Origin of the sequence: Aquabacterium sp. (assembly GCF_041915145.1) — a bacterium.
In the GTDB taxonomy this organism is placed as follows: Bacteria; Pseudomonadota; Gammaproteobacteria; order Burkholderiales; family Burkholderiaceae_C; genus Aquabacterium.
Window position 1 is genome coordinate 45,774 of sequence record NZ_JAYSBZ010000002.1, and the last position, 17,511, is coordinate 63,284.

The following is a 17,511-nucleotide window of genomic DNA, read 5'->3' on the forward strand; positions in this document are numbered from 1 at the left end:
GCCACCATGAGCGACGTCATCGTCCACCCCATCGAGCCTGGCACCGTGACCCTGAGCGTGGAGCACGAAACGCGCTACGACTACGACAGCCCCGTGGAGCAGGCGCACCACCTGGCTCACCTGCGGCCGCTCGACGACGGCGCGCAACGCGTGGAGCTGTTCGACTGTTCGATCGAGCCCACGCCCGCCCACCAGCGCGCCGAGCGCGACGCGTTCGGCAACCACCGCACGAGCTTCTCGATCACCGCGCCCCACGAGCAGTTGCGCGTGGTGGCGCGCAGCGTCGTCCGGCTCGCGCCTCGCACCATCGAGCCCGGCCCCGGCATGCCGTGGGAGGCCGTGCGGCGGCGTCTGCGCTACGTGGCTGGCGCGCCGTTCGAGCGGGCGTCCGAGTTCGCGTTTGCCTCGCCCTGCGTGCCGCTGCACGCCGAATTGCGCGACTACGCGCTGGCTTCGTTCACGCCTGGGCGAGGCGTGGCCGATGCGGCCACCGAGCTGATGCAGCGCATCCATCGGGACTTCGTCTACGAGCCCACCGCGACCGAGGTGTCCACCCCCGCGCTGGACGCCTTCGTGCAGCGCCACGGCGTCTGTCAGGACTTCGCCCACGTGATGATCGGCTGTCTGCGCGCCATCGGGCTGGCGGCGCGATACGTCAGCGGCTACCTGCTCACGCACCCGGCGCCTGGGCAGCCGCGTCTGATTGGCGCCGACGCCTCGCACGCCTGGGTCAGCGTCTACTGCCCGCCGCTTGACCCCGGCTTCGCGCCGGTTGCCGGCCCCTGGCTCGAACTCGACCCAACCAACGACCGCCTGGCCCAGACCGACCATGTGCGCCTGGCCATCGGGCGCGACTACGGCGACGTGACGCCGCTGCGCGGGGTGATCCGAGGCGGAGGCGAGCACACTGTTCTGGTGCGCGTGACCACCCAGCCGGCTGACGGTGCGCAACACGAACCAGCGGACGCCGGTTGACCAGGGTTGGCACATTCCCTGCATCCACGCTGAGACGAGCAGACACAAAACGAGGTCCGATGCGTATGTACGACGAAATGCACGCCGATAGCGTCAACCGCGCCCAGGTGCGCGACCACTACGCGCACTACGACCGCTGGCTGGCCAAGCAGCCGCAAGAAGCGATGCGTACCCGGCGCGACGAAGCCGAGATGATCTTTCGCCGCGTGGGCATCACCTTCGCGGTCTATGGCGAGAAGGACGAGGACGGCTCGGGCACCGAGCGCCTCATTCCGTTCGACCTCATCCCGCGCATCATCCCGGCCAGCGAGTGGCGCGAAATGGAAAAGGGCCTGCGCCAACGCGTGACGGCGCTCAACCGCTTCATCCACGACGTCTATCACGACCAGGAAATCATCAAGGCCGGCGTGATCCCCGCCGAGATGGTGCTGAACAACGCGCAGTTCCGCCCCGAGATGATGGGCGTGAACGTGCCGGGCGACATCTACTCGATCATCTCGGGCATCGACATCGTGCGCGCCGCCAACCCCGACGGCAGCGGCACCTACTACGTGCTCGAAGACAACCTGCGCGTGCCCAGCGGCGTGAGCTACATGCTCGAGAACCGCAAGATGATGATGCGGCTCTTCCCCGAGCTGTTCGCCGAGCACCGCGTGGCGCCGGTGGCGCATTACCCCGACCTGCTGCTCGACACCCTGCAGGCCGTGGCGCCCGCCAGCATCAACGAACCCACGGTGGTGGTGCTCACGCCGGGCATGTACAACTCGGCCTACTTCGAGCACGCGTTTTTGGCGCAGCAGATGGGCGTGGAGCTGGTCGAGGGGCAAGATCTGTTCGTCGAGGACAACTTCGTCTACATGCGTACCACGCGTGGCCCCAAGCGCATCGACGTGATCTACCGCCGGGTGGACGACGACTTTCTCGACCCGAACTACTTCCGCAAAGACTCCACGCTCGGCTGCGCCGGCCTGCTCGACGCCTACCGCGCCGGCAACATCACGTTGGCCAACGCCATCGGCACCGGCGTGGCGGACGACAAGTCCATCTACCCCTACGTGCCCAAGATGGTCGAGTTCTACCTCGGCGAAAAACCCATCCTGCACAACGTGCCCACGTACTTGTGCCGCGAGAAGGACGATCTCAAATACGTGCTCGATCACCTCGGCGATCTGGTGGTCAAAGAAGTGCACGGCGCGGGCGGCTACGGCATGCTGGTCGGGCCGGCCTCGACCAAGGCCGAGATCGAAGACTTCCGCTCCCGCGTGCTCGGCAACCCCAGCAACTACATCGCCCAGCCCACGCTGTCGCTGTCCACCTGCCCCACGTTCGTTGAAAGCGGCATTGCGCCGCGCCACATCGACCTGCGGCCGTTCGTGCTGTCGGGCAAGACCGTGCAGATGGTGCCGGGCGGCCTGACCCGCGTCGCGCTCAAAGAGGGCTCGCTGGTGGTCAACAGCAGTCAGGGCGGCGGCACCAAGGACACCTGGGTGCTCGAAAGCTGAAGGCGGCGGCGCGAGACGCGCCGGCAATCGCGGCACAGGCAAGCCCGCAAACCCAGACGATTCATCACGCATGGCCATTGGCCTGCGCCCGCAGACACACCAGGAGTCCAACATGCTCTCGCGCACCGCCGACCATCTCTACTGGATGGCTCGCTACATGGAGCGGGCCGAAAACACCGCTCGCATGCTCGACGTCAACTATCAAACGTCGTTGCTGCCGCAGTCGGCGGCGTCGGCCGAGCAGGCGTGGCGCGGCTTGCTGAGCATCTCGGAGCTGTCGCACGAGTTCGAGAAGCGCTACGGCGACGAGGTCAACGCGCGCAACGTCATCGAGTTCATGGTGAGCGACGAGACCAACTACTCAAGCATCTGCAGCTGCCTGCGTGCCGCCCGTGAAAACGCGCGCGCCGTGCGGGGCGCGCTCACCACCGAGGTGTGGGAGACCTCGAACCAGACCTGGCTCGAATTCAACAAGCTGCTCAAGTCCAAGGCCTTTCAGAAAGACCCGGCCGAGTGTTTCGAGTGGGTCAAATTTCGCTCGCACCTCTCGCGCGGCGTCACGCTGGGCACGATGCTGCAAGACGAGGCCTTTCACTTCCTGCGCATCGGCACCTTTCTGGAGCGTGCCGACAACACCGCGCGGCTGCTCGATGTGAAGTTCCAGTCGATGAAGGGCGACTTTTTCGGCGTGAGCCCCGCCAAGCAGCTCTACGAGGTGGACTTCTATCACTGGTCGGCGGTGCTGCGCAGCGTGTCGGGCTTCGAGGTGTACCGCAAGGTCTACCGCAACGTGATCCGCCCCGAGAAGGTGGCCGAGCTGCTGATCCTGCGGCCCGACATGCCGCGTTCGCTGCTGGCCTGCATGAACGAGGTCGTCACCAACCTGGCGATGGTGGCCAACGACCAGAGCGGCGAGACGCTGCGCCGCGCCGGGCGTTTGCGGTCCGACCTCGAATTCGGTCGCATCGACGAAATCCTGGCGACGGGGCTGCATGCCTTCCTCACGCAGTTCCTCGATCGCGTGGGCGGCCTCGGCTACGGCATCAGCCGCGACTTTCTGGTGCCGGTGGGCGGCTGAGTGCGACGAGGTCGTGCGCGGCGCCAGAAGCACTCCGACACAACGCCGATTGGCTTGGTGCGGAGGGGCTGGCTATCATCGTTGCCCGTTTCACATCACCTGCTGTCGAGGACTGAACATGAGCCGAGCCAAACGCGCCATCGCCTACGTCGTCACCACTTCGCTGCTGTACTCCGGGCTGCTGTCCGGCGTGCAAGCCACCATGATTTCCACCGAGCAATTGGCAGATGCTCAGGCAACCGCCGAGTCGGCTGAAGCCGGCCAGGGACGTGCGCTGCTGGTGGCCACGCTTGACCGGGTCGACGTGCAAGCCGCGCTGCAGGCCCGTGGGGTCGATGTCGAACAAGCCCGCGCCCGCGTGGCCGCCCTGACCGACGCCGAAGCCACCGCCGTGGCCGCGCAGATCGACCAGGCCCCGGCGGGTGGCGACGTGCTGGGCACCATCGTCTTCGTCTTCCTGGTGCTGCTCGTCACCGACATCCTCGGCTTCACCAAGGTCTTCCCGTTCACGCGTTCGATTCGCCACTGATCGGGTCGTGCAGGCCTCATCGCTGCGGCGCGGGCTGGTGGCCGGCTGCGTGGCGCTCGCGTTGAGCGGTTGCGCCGCGTGGTTGCCGCCGCCGCAGACCGCGGCGTTGCATGAGGCCGCGCCGGTCGATCTGCCGCACCGCGCCGAGTTGCGCGAGGTGCCGTTCTTCCCGCAGACGCCGTATCACTGCGGGCCGGCGGCGCTGGCCACGGTGCTGACGCAGGTGGGCTTGCCATCGGCACCCGATCAATTGGCCGGCGATGTGTTCTTGCCGGCTCGCGAAGGCAGCCTGCAGGTCGAAATGCTGGCTGCGGCTCGGCGCCGTGGCGCCGTGGCGACCCGGCTGCCGCCACGTCTAGACGCCTTGCTGCGCGAGGTGGCTGCCGGGCACCCGCCCGTGGTGCTGCTCAATCTGGGCTTGGCGTGGTTGCCACGCTGGCATTACGCCGTGCTGGTCGGCTACGACCTCGACGCCGACCAACTGGTGCTGCGCAGCGGCGTGACCGAGCGCGAGCTGATGCCGCTGGCGACGTTCGAATACACCTGGGCCCGCGCTGATCGCTGGGCTTTCGTGGTCACCCAGCCGGGCGAGCTGCCCTTGCAAGCCACCGAGGCCGACGCCACCCAGGCGGTGCTGGGGTTCGAGCGCGTCGCCAAGCCCGGCTTGGTTGCCAGGGCCTGGACGCCGCTGACGCAGCGCTGGCCCGGTGCCTTGCTGCCCTGGATGGGCTTGGGCAATGCCCGCTTTGCCATGGGCGACTGGAAGGGCGCCGCTGCCGCCTTTGCGCAAGCGGCCCAACGGCACGACAGCGCGGCGGCCTGGAACAATCTGGCGCAGACGCTCGACAACCTCGGTGACCGCGACGGTGCCCGGGCGGCGGTGGAGCGGGGGATTGAGCGAGCCCGAAAGAGCGAGCCGCAGTGGCTGGATGCGCTCCAGGAGACCGCTCAAGCCTTGCGCTGAGCCCTTGTCAGGCTTGGCTCGGCGGCACGTAGCCTTGCACTTGCTCGGCGCCAGCGCCGAAGAAGAACTGCTCCATCTGGCGGGCCAGGTATTGGCGGGCCTTGGCGTCTGCCAGGTTGAGGCGGTTTTCGTTGACCAGCATGGTCTGGTGCTTGAGCCACATCTGCCAGGCTTCCTTGCTCACGCCTTCATAGATGCGCTTGCCGAGTTCACCGGGGTAGGGGGCGAAGTCGAGGCCCTCGGCTTCTTTCTTGAGGTGGATGCATTGCACGGTGCGAGCCATGGCGGAGTCCTTTCTTTTGGAATGCGGTGGAGTCGAAGAGGGGGCTAGAGCAGTTATGCCACGTCGGCCGTGACTGCGGGTGGGCCGGGTTATTCGGGCGCGCCCTATTTGAGCGGCTTCACGAGAACCACCGAGCGGCGATCCCAGTTGTATTTGCGTTTGCGGGCTTCCGGCAGCCAGTCGGCATCGACCTGGGCAAAGCCGCGCTTGATGAACCAGTGCATGGTGCGCGTGGTCAGCACGAAGAGGCTGTCCAGGCCCATGGCCTTGGCGCGTTGCTCGATACGCTTCAAGATCCGCTCGCCGTCGCCCGAGCCTTGCACGGCGGGCGACACGGTGAGTGCGGCCATCTCGGCGGTCTTGGCCTCGGGGTAGGGGTGCAGCGAGGCACAGCCGAAGATCACGCCGTCGTGCTCGATCACGGTGTATTGGTCGATGTCGCGTTCGATCTCGGTGCGGTCGCGTGTCACGAGCGTGCCGTCTTTTTCGAACGGCTCGATCAGCTGCAGGATGCCGCCCACATCGTCGACCGTGGCTTCGCGCAAGCTTTCCAGTTTTTCATCGACGATCATGGTGCCCACGCCGTCGTGGGTGAAGACTTCCATGAGCAGCGCGCCGTCGAGCTTGTACGGAATGATGTGCACGCGCTCCACGCCGTTCTTGCCGGCTTTCACGGCGTATTGCAGGTAATAGGCGGTGTCGGTGGGTTGCGTGGGGTTGGGCAGCGAGGCCAGCACGCGCTCGGCGTCGGCCAGGGCCAGTTCCTGGTCGATCTCGTAATCGGGTTCGCCGGCCTGCGAGAGGTCTTGGGGCAAACCGCGCACTTCGGTCACGAAGATCAGCTTGTCGGCCTGCAGGGCGATGGCGGCGGCGGTGGCCACGTCTTCCACGCTCAGGTTGAAGGCCTCGCCGGTGGGCGAGAAGCCGAAGGGCGACAGCAGCACCATCGAGCCGGCGTCGATGGCGCGGCGGATCGAGACCGCGTCGATCTTGCGCACCAGGCCGGTGTGCATGAAGTCGATGCCGTCCACGATGCCCACGGGGCGGGCGGTGATGAAGTTGCCGGACAGCACGCGCACCTGCGCGCCGGCCATCGGGGTGTTGGGCAGGCCTTGCGAGAACGCGGCTTCGATCTCGTAGCGCAGCTGGCCGGCGGCTTCTTGCGCGCAGTCGAGCGCGACCGAATCGGTAATACGCATGCCGTGCGAGTAGCGCGAGACGTGGCCCTTTTCGCGCAGCTGTTCTTCAACCTGCTGGCGAAAGCCGTGGGTCAGCACGACCTTGATGCCCATCGCCTGCAGCAGCGACAGATCTTGCGCGAAGGTGGCGAGCTTGCCGGCGGCGATCAGGTCGCCCGAGATGGCCACCACGAAGGTCTTGCCACGGTGTGCATGGATGTAGGGCGCCACCGAGCGAAACCAGGGGACGAAGGTGTGCGGAAAAACCAGATCCATGGGCGGCAGAGTCAGTGCAGGGTGAGGGCGATGCGAGAACCAACCGCAATGGTAAGGGCATTGACCGCACGCCTGGGCTGAATCAAGCGCGGGTGGCTTACAGCGCGGGGCGGCGGTTGAACCAGGGGCGGGCTTCTTCGAGCTGCCGCGCCAGTTGCAGCAGCGTGGCTTCGCTGTTGAGCGGCCCCACGAACTGCACGCCCAGCGGCAGGCCGGCGGCCGTCCAGTGCAGCGGCACGGACATGGCCGGGCGCCCGGTCAGGTTGGCCAGCTGGGTGTAGGGCGTCCAGCCCAGGTTGTTGATGACGATGCGCTTGAAGATGCTGCTGCGGGCCAGCCAGCCGGCCATGCCGAGGCGGGCGATGATCTCGCTGCCGATGCTGAGCGCGGGCGGGGTGTCGAAGGTGCCGATGGGCACGGGCGGGGCCGCCAGGGTGGGCGACAGCCACAGATCGTGGGTGGAATGGAATTGGCTCAACGCCAGCACATGTTCTTGCCAGCGGCCTTCGCATTTCATCAGCTCGGTGGCCGACATGCTGCGCCCGATGGCGGCGAGCATGCGGGTGTCGGGCTCGAAGTCGCCCAGGCCGCAACCGGTTTCGGATCGCACCAGATCAATCAGGTAGCTCTGGGCCACGAACCAGGCCGTCAGAAAGTCGTGCGCCAGGGCTTGGCCGTCCACCGGCGGGCTGGCCGGTTCGACGCGGTGGCCCAGCGATTCGAGCAGCTTGGCAGCGTCTTCAACTGCGCGCACAGCCTCCGGGTCGACCGGCGTGCCGATCGGCGACGCGCTCGAAAAGCCGATGCGCAGCGGCCGCGGGGCTTGCTGGATGGCCTGCAAATAGGGCTGCTCGGGCGGCGGCATGTAGTAGGGCGCGTGCGGCTCGGGGCCTTGCAGCACGTCGAGCATGGCGGCGCTGTCGCGCACGCTGCGGGTGAGCACGCCTTGCACGGCTGCGCCGCTGAGGGCTTCGCCGACGTCCGGGCCCATCGAGACGCGCCCGCGCCCGGCCTTGAAGCCGAACAGCCCGCAGCAGGCCGCCGGGATGCGGATGGAGCCGCCGCCGTCGTTGGCGCCGGCTGTCGGCACGATGCCCGCCGCCACGGCGGCAGCCGAGCCGCCCGATGAGCCACCCGGCGTGTGGTGGGTGTTCCAGGGGTTGCGGGTGGGGCCGAATGCGCGAGGCTCGGTGACGGCTCGCGAGCCGAACTCGGGGGCGCTGGTCTTGCCGAAGATCACCAGGCCAGCTGCTTGCCAGCGGCGCACCGTGTCGCTCGTGGTGGGCATGGGCAAGCGCGCCAGCGCGCGGTTGCCGCACGAGGTGGGCAGGCCGGCGACGTCCTGAAACAGGTCTTTCAGCAAGAAGGGCACGCCGGCAAAGGGCGCGTCGGCCGGGAAAGGCTGGGTGCAGCGCGCCCGGGCGGCGTCGTGCATCCGCAGGACCATGGCATTGATCCGGGGTTGGACTTGCTCGGCGCGGGTGATGGCCAGCTCCAGCAGTTCAAGCGGCAGGACGTCTCGGCGGTGTATCAGATCAGCCAGCCCCAGCGCGTCGTAGTGGACGTATTCGTCGAATCGCATGTAATGTTGTCTCCGCCAGCCGAAAGGCTGGTTCTGCCGTGATGGATACCGCCGTGGACGCCGCCCGGGTACTCCCCGATGCCAGACTCGCTGGCTGGTACGCCAATGTACCAACGGAGGGCGGTGTGGCGAGTTGGGGTTGATGCGGGCTACCTGGACATCAAAAGATAATGGCCGGTTTGGCGAGCAAGCCTTCATCGGTCATTCAGCAGCGTGTCGTTCTCTTTGCCTCCCATCACCTTCCCCGAATCGCTGCCCGTCAGCGGCAAGCGGGCCGACATCGAAGCGGCCTTGCGCGAACATCAGGTCGTCATCGTCTGCGGCGAAACGGGTTCGGGCAAGACCACGCAGTTGCCCAAGATCGCGCTGGCGATGGGGCGCGGCGGCTGGGGTCAGCCGCGCGAGCCGGGGCAGCGGCGCCAGATCATCGGCCACACGCAGCCGCGGCGCATTGCCGCGTCCAGCGTGGCCAAGCGCATTGCCGAAGAGCTGAACTCGCCGCTGGGCGAGGTGGTGGGCTACAAGGTGCGCTTTCAAGACCGCCTGCAGCCCGGCGCCAGCGTCAAGCTGATGACCGACGGCATCTTGCTGGCCGAAACCCAGAGCGACCCCGACCTGCGCGCCTACGACACCCTCATCATCGACGAGGCCCACGAGCGCAGCCTGAACATCGATTTTCTGCTCGGCTACCTCAAGCAGTTGCTGCCGCGTCGGCCTGACCTGAAGGTGATCATCACCTCGGCCACCATCGACGCTGATCGCTTCGCCCGCCATTTCGAAAGTCGCAAGGGCCCGGCGCCGGTGATCATGGTGTCGGGGCGGCTGTTCCCCGTCGAGCAACGTTGGCGGCCGTTCGAAGAGTCGCGCGAGTACGACCTGAACGACGCCATTGCCGACGCGGCTGATGAGCTGTGGCGCGAAGGTGGCGCGGGCGGTGGGGGCGACATCCTCGTCTTCCTGCCCGGCGAGCGCGAGATCCGCGACGCGGCCGAGCACCTGCGCAAGAAGCAGCACGCGGGCGTCGAGATCCTGCCGCTGTTCGCTCGCCTGAGCCAGCAGGAGCAAGACCGCGTCTTCGAGCCGCACGGCGCGCGCCGCATCGTGCTGGCTACCAACGTGGCCGAGACCTCGCTCACGGTGCCGGGCATCCGCTACGTGATCGACGCCGGCACGGCACGCGTCAAGCGCTACAGCTACCGCAACAAGGTCGAGCAGCTGCAGATCGAGTCGGTGAGCCAGTCGGCCGCCAACCAGCGCGCCGGTCGTTGCGGCCGGGTGGCCAACGGCATCTGCATCCGGCTGTATGACGAGAAGGACTTTGCCGGCCGCCCGCGCTTCACCGACCCCGAAATCTTGCGCTCGTCGCTGGCCGGCGTGATCCTGCGCATGAAGGCGCTGCATCTGGGGTTGGTGGACGACTTTCCGTTCATCGAACCGCCGCCGCGCAAGGCCATTGCCGACGGCTACCAACTGCTGGCCGAGCTGGGCGCGGTCGATGAACAAAACGAACTCACGCCCATCGGCGCCGAACTGTCGAAGCTGCCACTCGACCCGCGCGTCGGCCGGATGATCCTGGAAGCGCGCAGCCGCCACGCGCTCAGCGAAGTGTTGGTAATCGCGTCGGCCTTGAGCGTGCAGGACGTGCGGGATCGGCCGACCGAGCATGCCCAGACCGCTGACCAGAAGCACAAGCAGTTCGATGACGAAAAGTCCGAGTTCATGGGCACGCTCAAGCTCTGGAAATGGCTAGAGCACGCGCGGGGCAAGTCAGCCGAAGGCGGGGCGGCAGCGCCCGAGCACAAGCTCTCGCATCGCAAGCAAGAGCAGTTGTTGCGCGAGAACTTCATCAACCCGCGCCGTGTGCGCGAATGGCGCGACGTCTACGCCCAACTGCACACCGTGGTGGCCGAGCACGGCTGGCGTTTCAACACGCAGCCCGCCACCTACGATCAATTGCATCTGTCGATGCTGGCCGGTCTGCTGGGCAACATCGGTTGCAAGAGCGATGAAGACGAGTGGTACCTCGGCGCGCGGGGCATCAAGTTCTGGCGCCACCCCGGGGCCAACTTGTCGAAAAAACCCGGGCGCTGGCTGGTGGCCGCCGAGCTGGTCGAGACCACGCGGCTCTACGGCCGCGGGTTGGCGTCGATCGACCCGCAGTGGCTGCCCGGTATCGCCGCGCACGTCATCAAGAAGCAGTTGCTCGAGCCGCACTGGGAAAAGAAAGCCGCCGAGGTGGTGGCCTTCGAGCGCGCCACGCTCTACGGCATCGTGCTCTACAACAACAAGCGTGTGAACTTCGGGCTGGTGGAGCCGGCGCAGGCGCGCGAGATCTTCATCCGCGAGGCGCTCGTGAATGGCGACTGGGAGACCAAGCTGCCGTTCGTCGCCCACAACCGCAAGCTGATCGCGCAGGTCGAGGCGCTCGAACACAAATCGCGCCGGCAAGACGTGCTGGTTGACGATGAACTCATCTACGCCTACTACGACAGCCAGTTGCCGGCCGACGTGGTGTCGGGCGCCAGCTGCGAGCGCTGGGCTCGCGAGGCCAGCAAGCGCGAGCCCAAGCTCTTGATGCTGACGCGCGACGAGCTGATGCGCCACGAGGCGGCCGGCATCACCAGCGCGGCCTTCCCGAAGACCATCCGCCTCGGCGGCGTGGACTGCGCGGCGACCTATTTGCACGAGCCGGGAGACCCGCGCGATGGCGTCACCGTGACGGTGCCCATTTACGCGCTCAACCAGGTCAGCGAAGAGCGCGGCGAATGGCTGGTGCCCGGCATGCTGAAAGACAAGGTGCTGGCGCTGGTGAAAAGCCTGCACCAGAAGCCGCGTGCGCGCCTGGTGCCATTGCCCGACTACGTGGACAGCTTCATCGCGGCCCAGCCCTTCGACGACTACGTCAAGGCCGGCGGCCTGCTCGACGCGCTGCTCAAGGCCGTGCGAGACAAGACCCAGCTCGACATCAAGCGCGCTGACTTCAAGCTCGAACTCGTGCAGCCGCACCTGTTCATGAACTACCGCGTGGTGGACGAGCACGGCCGCCAGTTGGGCCAGGGGCGCAACCTGGCGAGCCTGAAGGCCGAGCTGGGCGCACAAGCCCGGGGTGCGTTCCAGGCGCTGGCGGCGTTGAAAGGTGCGGTGCGGGCTGAGCCGGCAAGCGAGCCTGTCGAGGCGCCGCGAGCCGCAACGAGCGGCGCTGCGCGCGTCGCCTCGGGCAAGTCCAACCCGCCTGCCAGTGCATCGCCAACCAAGACCCATGCGGCCGCCACCTATACCGACTGGACGTTCGGCGAGCTGCCCGAGCTGATGGAGATCCAAAAGGGCAGCCAGACGCTGGTGGGCTTTCCGGCGCTGATCGACAAGGGCGCGCACGTCGAGATCGAGGTGTTCGACGAACCCGAGGCGGCGGCCAGCAAGCACCGAGCGGGCTTGCGTCGCCTGGTCGCCTTGCAGATCAAGGAGCCGCTGAAGTACCTCGAGAAAAACATCCCCGATCTGCAGAAGATGGCGATGGCTTACATGACGCTGGGCACGGCAGACGAACTGCGCGATCAGATCATCGAAGTCGCGCTGGACCGCGCCTTCTTGCAAGACCCGCTACCGTTCAGCGCGGCGAGCTTCAAGGCTCGTGTCGAAGAAGGGCGCACGCGGCTCAACCTGATCGCGCAAGAGATCGCGCGGCTGGCGGGGCAGGTGCTGGTCGAATACCAGGCGGCGGCGCGCAAGCTCAAGGACGGCAAGCCGCCCAAGGACGTGGCCGACGACATTCAAGCCCAGTTGCAACGCCTGATGCCCAAGCGCTTTGTGGCCGTCACGCCTTACGTTCAACTGCAGCACGCGCCGCGCTACCTCAAGGGCATTGCCTTGCGGCTCGACAAGTTGCGCGCCGATGCCGCCCGCGACGCGACCAAGCTGGCCGAGCTGCGCCCGCTGGAGCAGCGCTACACGCGCCGGTTGGCGGAGCTCAAGGGCACGCCCGACGCGCGGCTCGAAGAATTCAGGTGGTTGCTCGAAGAGCTGCGCGTCAGCCTGTTTGCGCAAGAGTTGCGCACGCCTCAACCCGTGAGCGCGAAGCGGCTCGAAAAGGTCTGGGCACAGATGAGTGCGTGACCTGTGCTGGTTATGAGCGTGACGGTCAGGTTGGCGGAACGATCACACGACGGCGCGGCTTCACGGTGACCACCACCGGTTTGCTGGGAGTGGCGGGCTGGCGTTGAACGTAGCTGGTCGCTTTGGGCTTGGCAGCGCGCAAAGCCGTTTCTACACGGCTCGCGTTGAGCGTCTGGCGGATGTCGCCGTTGACTTGCAAATAGTTGCCGGCGAGGTCGCGGGCGAGCGCGCCGATTTCGAGACCACGCTGGATCGTGCCCAGGTATTCGAGATCGTCATGCGGCTGTGCGAACATGCGCCAGCCGTCGCCCGGCGTCACCAACGTGCTTTTGTTGTTGCCGCCGCGCTTGGCTGAGAATTTGCGGGCGGGTTGTCTGCCCGGCCCGGCTGGTTTTGCACCCGATTGCTTCATGTGGGGACAAAAAAAGGGTCAACCGGCATGGCCGGTCAACCCTTTTTGATTGGTATGTGTGGTCGGGGCGGTGGGATTCGAACTCACGACCCTCTGCTCCCAAAGCAGATGCGCTACCAGACTGCGCTACGCCCCGAAGCTGGGCATTGTATGTCACTTCGGGGTGTTGGAGTTCCGCTATTCGAGCTGGCTGGCGGCCGATAGCGCCTTCAGGATGGCACGATTGATTTCGCCGAACCCGGTGATCAGCTGGTCGGCTCCGTGGCGGATTTCGTCCAGCGTTTCGCCTTCGATGGCGCGTACCAGATCGCAATACGGCTGGTAGGGCCCGGCGTTCTCGGCCAGCGCCATGTAGACGCGTTCGGGCACCGGAATGGTCTTGAGCAGCTCTGGGAAGGGCTGGCGGAACATGCGGTCGAGCAGCGAGAAGACGCCGCAGATGAAGATCTCGTTGCGCATTTCGTCGTCGCCCGACGAGCGCACGAGTTCTTCCATCAGCAGGCCCCGGCGCACGGCGGCGTACATCACCGGGCGCAGGTTCACGTCCTTGCTGGCGGTGGCCAGCAGGAGGGCGAGCCAGCGCTTCAGGCGCTGATAGCCGAGGATCATGATGGCGTGGCGGAACGAGCTGATCTCGACCGACAGGCCGAATGCCGGCGAGTTGATGTAGCGCATCAGCTTGAAGGCCAGCGGCGGATCGCGCTTGAGGGTGTTCTCGAGCTTCTCGATGTCTTCTTCCTTGTGCACCTGATCGATCAGTTGCACGATCACCTGCAGCCCAGGTTGGTCAGCTGCGCGTGTGGCGCCCTCGATGGCGTCATGGATGGGCCAGCCCAGCACGGCGACGGCACCACGGCGGAAGCAGGCTTCCATGTCGGCCACGGTGCGTACACCGCTCTGCACGTGGCTGATGGTTCGCATCACGCCATGCGGGGCCACCGAGCTCGGGTCGATGCGGCGGTCGTCCGACAGGTCGATGATCGAATGCTTGAAGCAGGGCAACACCTCGCGCGGCAACTCGCGCACCGGGCGGCCCTTGAGCAGCATGGTGTTGCCGTTGGCGTGCAGGTCGGTGATGAGTTTGGTGTTCTCGGGGTCGCTGGCCATGAAGGCCGGGATCTCGATCATCATGTGCGTGGCGGGTTGGCGCGCCAGGATGTCCTGCAGCAGCGACTCGCTGAGCACGTTGAGCGCCACCGCCGGCCCGCCCACCGGCCACACCTCGGAGATGGCTTCGAGCAGGCTGCCGGAATCGAGCGCCGCGCCGGGCTGCAACGGGAAGATGCTCAGGCGGGTGGCCGAGACCGAGCGGTTGCGGTCGATGAGTGGCGAGTACGCCAGCGCGATCTGGCCGAGGATGTTGGAGTCCATGAGTGTCCTGAGGGTTGTAATTGGTTCGTCAGCCGCTGATGTACTGGAACAAGGACATCTTCTGCACCAGTGAATAGGTCTTGAGCGCGGCGTCGTAGGCGCTTTGCTGCGTCTGGAAATCGGAAATTGCCGAGACCATGTCGAGATCGACGGCGTTGGACTTCGCGGTCTTGGCTGACAGCGACTGCGCGTCGATGCGGTTCTCGATGCCGTCGATGCGATTGAGCGTTTCGCCGGCGGCCGCCCGGGCGCTGCCCATGGTGGACGACACGGCATCGATGTCGCGCAGCCCCTGGTTGACGGCTTGCGCGATCTGTCCGCTGTTGAGCCCGGTGGCGTTGAGCGCCGTGATGGCCTTGTCCATGGCGCTGAACACGCTCAGGCTGTTGGTGGACGGCTGGATCTGGAAGGTATCGCCGTTGGCCGGCGTGCCCGAGATGGTGAACGACATGCCATCGGCCTGGATGGCGGTGCCGGGCGAATACGTGCCGTTCGACACCACCGTGGAGCCCAGCGTGGTATCGACGACGTTGTAGGTGGTGGTCGAGCCCGACACGGTGAACTGGATGTCGTAGTTGTGGCCCGTGATCTGCGCGGGGTTGCTGACGCTGCCCGCGTTGATCCAGGCCGAGCCGTTTTGCACCGACGAGCTGGTCACGAAGACGCCGTTGCCGCTGCGGGCCTGCAGCCAGGTGGCCTCGCCGTCGATGGTGGTGGGCACGGTGTCGCCCGCGTCCGACAGGTTCTGCCCGCCCTGGCCCACGAACTGCACGCCGCCGGCTGCGTCCACAAAGGGTGGGGCGGCCGAACCTTGGCCACCGAACAGATAGCCACCGTTGCCGTCCGGGCTGTTGGCCACCTGGAACAGCTGCTTGCGGATCTCCTTGAGCTTGGCGGCCAGCGCCTGGCGCTCGGCATCGGTGTAGCTGCCGTTGCCGGCCTGCACCAGGGTCTCGCGGGCGCTTTGCAGCAAGTCGGTGGCGTCGCCCAGGGCCGACTCGGACAGCGTCATCGCGTTCTTGGCGGCTTCGGCGGTGCGTTTGTCGGCCTCCGAGCGCGAGATCGTGGCCTGGGCGCGCTCGGCTCGCGCGGCGGCCACGGGGTCGTCGCTCGGGGCGTTGACGCGCAAGCCCGAGGTCTTCTGGTTCTGCTTGTTCGACATGTCGATCTGCCGCTGTTGCAGGTTGGTGATCGAGTTGTCGTAGGTGTTGGCGGTGCTGACTCGCATGCGGGACTCCAGTCAGTCGAGGTTCGGATCAACGGCCCGTGATGCTCAGCAGGGTGTCGAACACCCCTTGCGCGACCTGCAGCACTTTGGCGGCGGCCTGGTAGCTCTGCTGATACTGAATCAGCCGGGCGGCTTCTTCGTCAAGGTTGACGCCGGTTTCGTTGCTCAGGGCATCTTTGGCCGACTTGGCGATCGACGTCGAGATGTCGGACGTGCTCTGCGCCCCTTGCACCCGCACGCCGATGTCGGCCATGTCTTGCGCGTAGGCCGCCGTGACGGTGAACCCGGCGGACGTGGCGCTTTGGCCCACCATCGTGTCGTCGCGCAAGGCCAGCATGGCGCGCGCGTTGCCGTTGTTGCTGGCCGGGTAGGTGGTGGGCGCCACGGTGACGGAGTCGCCATTGGCGGGCACGCCGTCGAGCTTCAGGTCGAACCCGTTGAGCGAGATCGGTTGGCTGGGTTGCCACGTGCCGGTGCCAGAGCTCACGACCGTGTTGCTGGGGTCGGTCAGCGTCCAGCTGTAGTTGCCGGAGCTCGACGTGAAGTTGATCTTTGCCGTCAGCGTGGGGTTGAGCGTCGAGCTCACCACGGTGAGCGAGGCCAGCGTGGCCGTGCCGGTGTTGGTGGCGGCCACCGTGCCCGTGACGGGCGATGCGGCGGCGATGCCCTTGGGGTCATTGAGCACGCGCTGCATGCTTTGGGCGGCCTGGCTGACGGGCTGAATCAGGAAGCGATCGGTCGCCGAAGGAGCGGGCGAGCCGATGTTGAGCGTGAAGCCGTCGATCACCTGCGCCGGCGAGGCGGCCGGGTCGTAAGAGATCGGCGTGCCCGATGCCTGGCCACCCGACATCGGCGTGACGAGGTACAGGCCGGCATTGTTGGGGTCGGCGCGCAACTCGTATTCGCTGGCTTGCAGCTTGGTGGCGTCGGTGACCGAAATGCCGACCGTGGCGGTGAAGTTGCCGGCGGTCTTGCCGTTCGTCGAGGCGGGCAGCACGCGCGGGCCGCCGACGCTGAAGATGGGGGCTCCGGCCGAGGGCGGGTTGCCGAGATCGAGGCCGTAAGACTGTTGCTCGTTGACGCGCGACGACATTGCCGCGGCGATCTGCCCCAGCATGTTGCGGGCATCAGTCAAGTCTTGATCTTGAAACTGCAGCATGCCGGCAATGCTGCCGCCAGCGAGCGTGCCGGAGTCCAGCTCGCGCGCGCCCGAAAAGTCCTGGATCGAGATGCGCGCCTTGCTGGCGTCGTAGGTGTCGTTGGTCACGCTCAACTGCTGGGCCTGGCTGCCCAGCACCAGGCGCTGCGTGCCGCCGATGAACAGACCCATCGTGCCGTCGGGCGCCGGAATGGTCGTGACCTGGATGTATTTGCTGATCTCGTTGATCGCCTGATCGCGCTGGTCGAGCAGGTCGTTGGGGCTGTGGCCCGTGCCGTTGAAGCCGGCGATCTGCTGGTTCAGGTTGGCCACCTGGGCGGCCAGCTTGTTGACCGCGTCCACCGACACACGCACGTCGGACACGATGCCCTGCTGCATGGCGGTCATCTGCTCGCCCGAGGCACGCATTTGCGCGGCCAGCTGCGAAGCCCGCGACAGCACCACCTGCCGGGCGGCCGCATCCTGCGGGTTGGTGGACACGTCGGCGAACGCGTTGAGCATGTTCTGCGCCGCCTGGCCGATGCTCTGGTCGCCGGTCGGGAAAAGCTTTTCGAGCTGCTTGAGCTGATCGAGCCGCGCCGTGTCCATCGACGACTGAGACGTGGTCAACGAGGCCTCCTTGGTCAGGAAGTCGTCAGACGCGCGCGACACCGTGGTGATCTTGACCCCGCGGCCGAAGAACCCCGCACCGGTGTACTGCCCGGTTTCGGTGGCGAGCTGAACCTGCTGCCGCGAATACCCGGGGGTGTTCGCGTTGCTGATGTTGTTGCCGATCGTGTTCAGCGCCGCATAGTTGGCGGCGAGGGCGCCGGTGCTGATGCTGAAGAGTCCACCTGCAGACATGGGCGAGTCCTCCTGCGC

13 protein-coding genes and 1 tRNA gene are annotated in these 17,511 nt (G+C 66.5%); 6 read left to right on the forward strand and 8 right to left on the reverse strand.

Annotation, left to right across the window (positions count from 1 at the left end; all coding sequences use genetic code 11):
* The first annotated feature begins 6 nt into the window (after positions 1-6).
* From ACE3SS_RS00720 to ACE3SS_RS00740, 5 genes are all read left to right on the forward strand, one after another.
* Positions 7-975: a transglutaminase N-terminal domain-containing protein gene (locus ACE3SS_RS00720; RefSeq protein WP_374590237.1), complete on the forward strand. Its 969-nt coding sequence runs from the start codon at positions 7-9 to the stop codon at positions 973-975.
* Between the two features lie 59 nt (positions 976-1,034).
* Complete coding sequence (locus ACE3SS_RS00725; RefSeq protein ID WP_374590239.1) at positions 1,035-2,477, forward strand: circularly permuted type 2 ATP-grasp protein; 1,443 nt, start codon at positions 1,035-1,037, stop codon at positions 2,475-2,477.
* A gap of 112 nt (positions 2,478-2,589) precedes the next feature.
* Entirely contained in the window at positions 2,590-3,555 is a 966-nt protein-coding gene (locus tag ACE3SS_RS00730) for an alpha-E domain-containing protein (protein ID WP_374590241.1), read from the forward strand.
* Between the two features lie 118 nt (positions 3,556-3,673).
* Complete coding sequence (locus tag ACE3SS_RS00735) at positions 3,674-4,084, forward strand: PA2779 family protein (protein WP_374590243.1); 411 nt, start codon at positions 3,674-3,676, stop codon at positions 4,082-4,084.
* 7 nt (positions 4,085-4,091) lie between these two features.
* Complete coding sequence (locus ACE3SS_RS00740; protein WP_374590245.1) at positions 4,092-5,048, forward strand: PA2778 family cysteine peptidase; 957 nt, start codon at positions 4,092-4,094, stop codon at positions 5,046-5,048.
* A 7-nt stretch (positions 5,049-5,055) separates the two neighbouring features.
* On the opposite strand, the gene ACE3SS_RS00745 is transcribed toward ACE3SS_RS00740, so the two are convergent.
* From ACE3SS_RS00745 to ACE3SS_RS00755, 3 genes are all read right to left on the reverse strand, one after another.
* Entirely contained in the window at positions 5,056-5,331 is a 276-nt protein-coding gene (locus tag ACE3SS_RS00745; RefSeq protein ID WP_374590247.1) for an oxidative damage protection protein, read from the reverse strand.
* Positions 5,332-5,435: 104 nt separating this feature from the next.
* On the reverse strand, positions 5,436-6,785 hold the full coding sequence (argA, locus tag ACE3SS_RS00750; protein WP_374590249.1) for an amino-acid N-acetyltransferase: 1,350 nt from the start codon (positions 6,783-6,785) through the stop codon (positions 5,436-5,438).
* 97 nt (positions 6,786-6,882) lie between these two features.
* On the reverse strand, positions 6,883-8,367 hold the full coding sequence (locus ACE3SS_RS00755) for an amidase (protein ID WP_374590251.1): 1,485 nt from the start codon (positions 8,365-8,367) through the stop codon (positions 6,883-6,885).
* Between the two features lie 213 nt (positions 8,368-8,580).
* Between ACE3SS_RS00755 and hrpA the strand changes: the two genes are divergently transcribed.
* Complete coding sequence (gene hrpA / locus ACE3SS_RS00760; RefSeq protein ID WP_374590253.1) at positions 8,581-12,480, forward strand: ATP-dependent RNA helicase HrpA; 3,900 nt, start codon at positions 8,581-8,583, stop codon at positions 12,478-12,480.
* 25 nt (positions 12,481-12,505) lie between these two features.
* Here the strand turns inward: hrpA and ACE3SS_RS00765 are convergent, their stop codons facing one another.
* The 5 genes from ACE3SS_RS00765 to flgK form a co-directional block, all read right to left on the reverse strand.
* The gene (locus ACE3SS_RS00765) at positions 12,506-12,892 is read right to left on the reverse strand and encodes a hypothetical protein (RefSeq protein WP_374590255.1); all 387 of its coding nucleotides are present in this window, start codon (positions 12,890-12,892) and stop codon (positions 12,506-12,508) included.
* A gap of 59 nt (positions 12,893-12,951) precedes the next feature.
* Positions 12,952-13,028, reverse strand: a tRNA-Pro gene (locus tag ACE3SS_RS00770).
* A gap of 41 nt (positions 13,029-13,069) precedes the next feature.
* On the reverse strand, positions 13,070-14,263 hold the full coding sequence (locus tag ACE3SS_RS00775; RefSeq protein ID WP_374590257.1) for an EAL and HDOD domain-containing protein: 1,194 nt from the start codon (positions 14,261-14,263) through the stop codon (positions 13,070-13,072).
* A 28-nt stretch (positions 14,264-14,291) separates the two neighbouring features.
* Positions 14,292-15,491 (reverse strand): flagellar hook-associated protein FlgL, encoded by a 1,200-nt coding sequence (gene flgL / locus ACE3SS_RS00780; protein WP_374590259.1) that lies wholly within the window; start codon positions 15,489-15,491, stop codon positions 14,292-14,294.
* A gap of 28 nt (positions 15,492-15,519) precedes the next feature.
* Complete coding sequence (gene flgK, locus ACE3SS_RS00785; RefSeq protein WP_374590261.1) at positions 15,520-17,493, reverse strand: flagellar hook-associated protein FlgK; 1,974 nt, start codon at positions 17,491-17,493, stop codon at positions 15,520-15,522.
* Between the last annotated feature and the right edge of the window lie 18 nt (positions 17,494-17,511).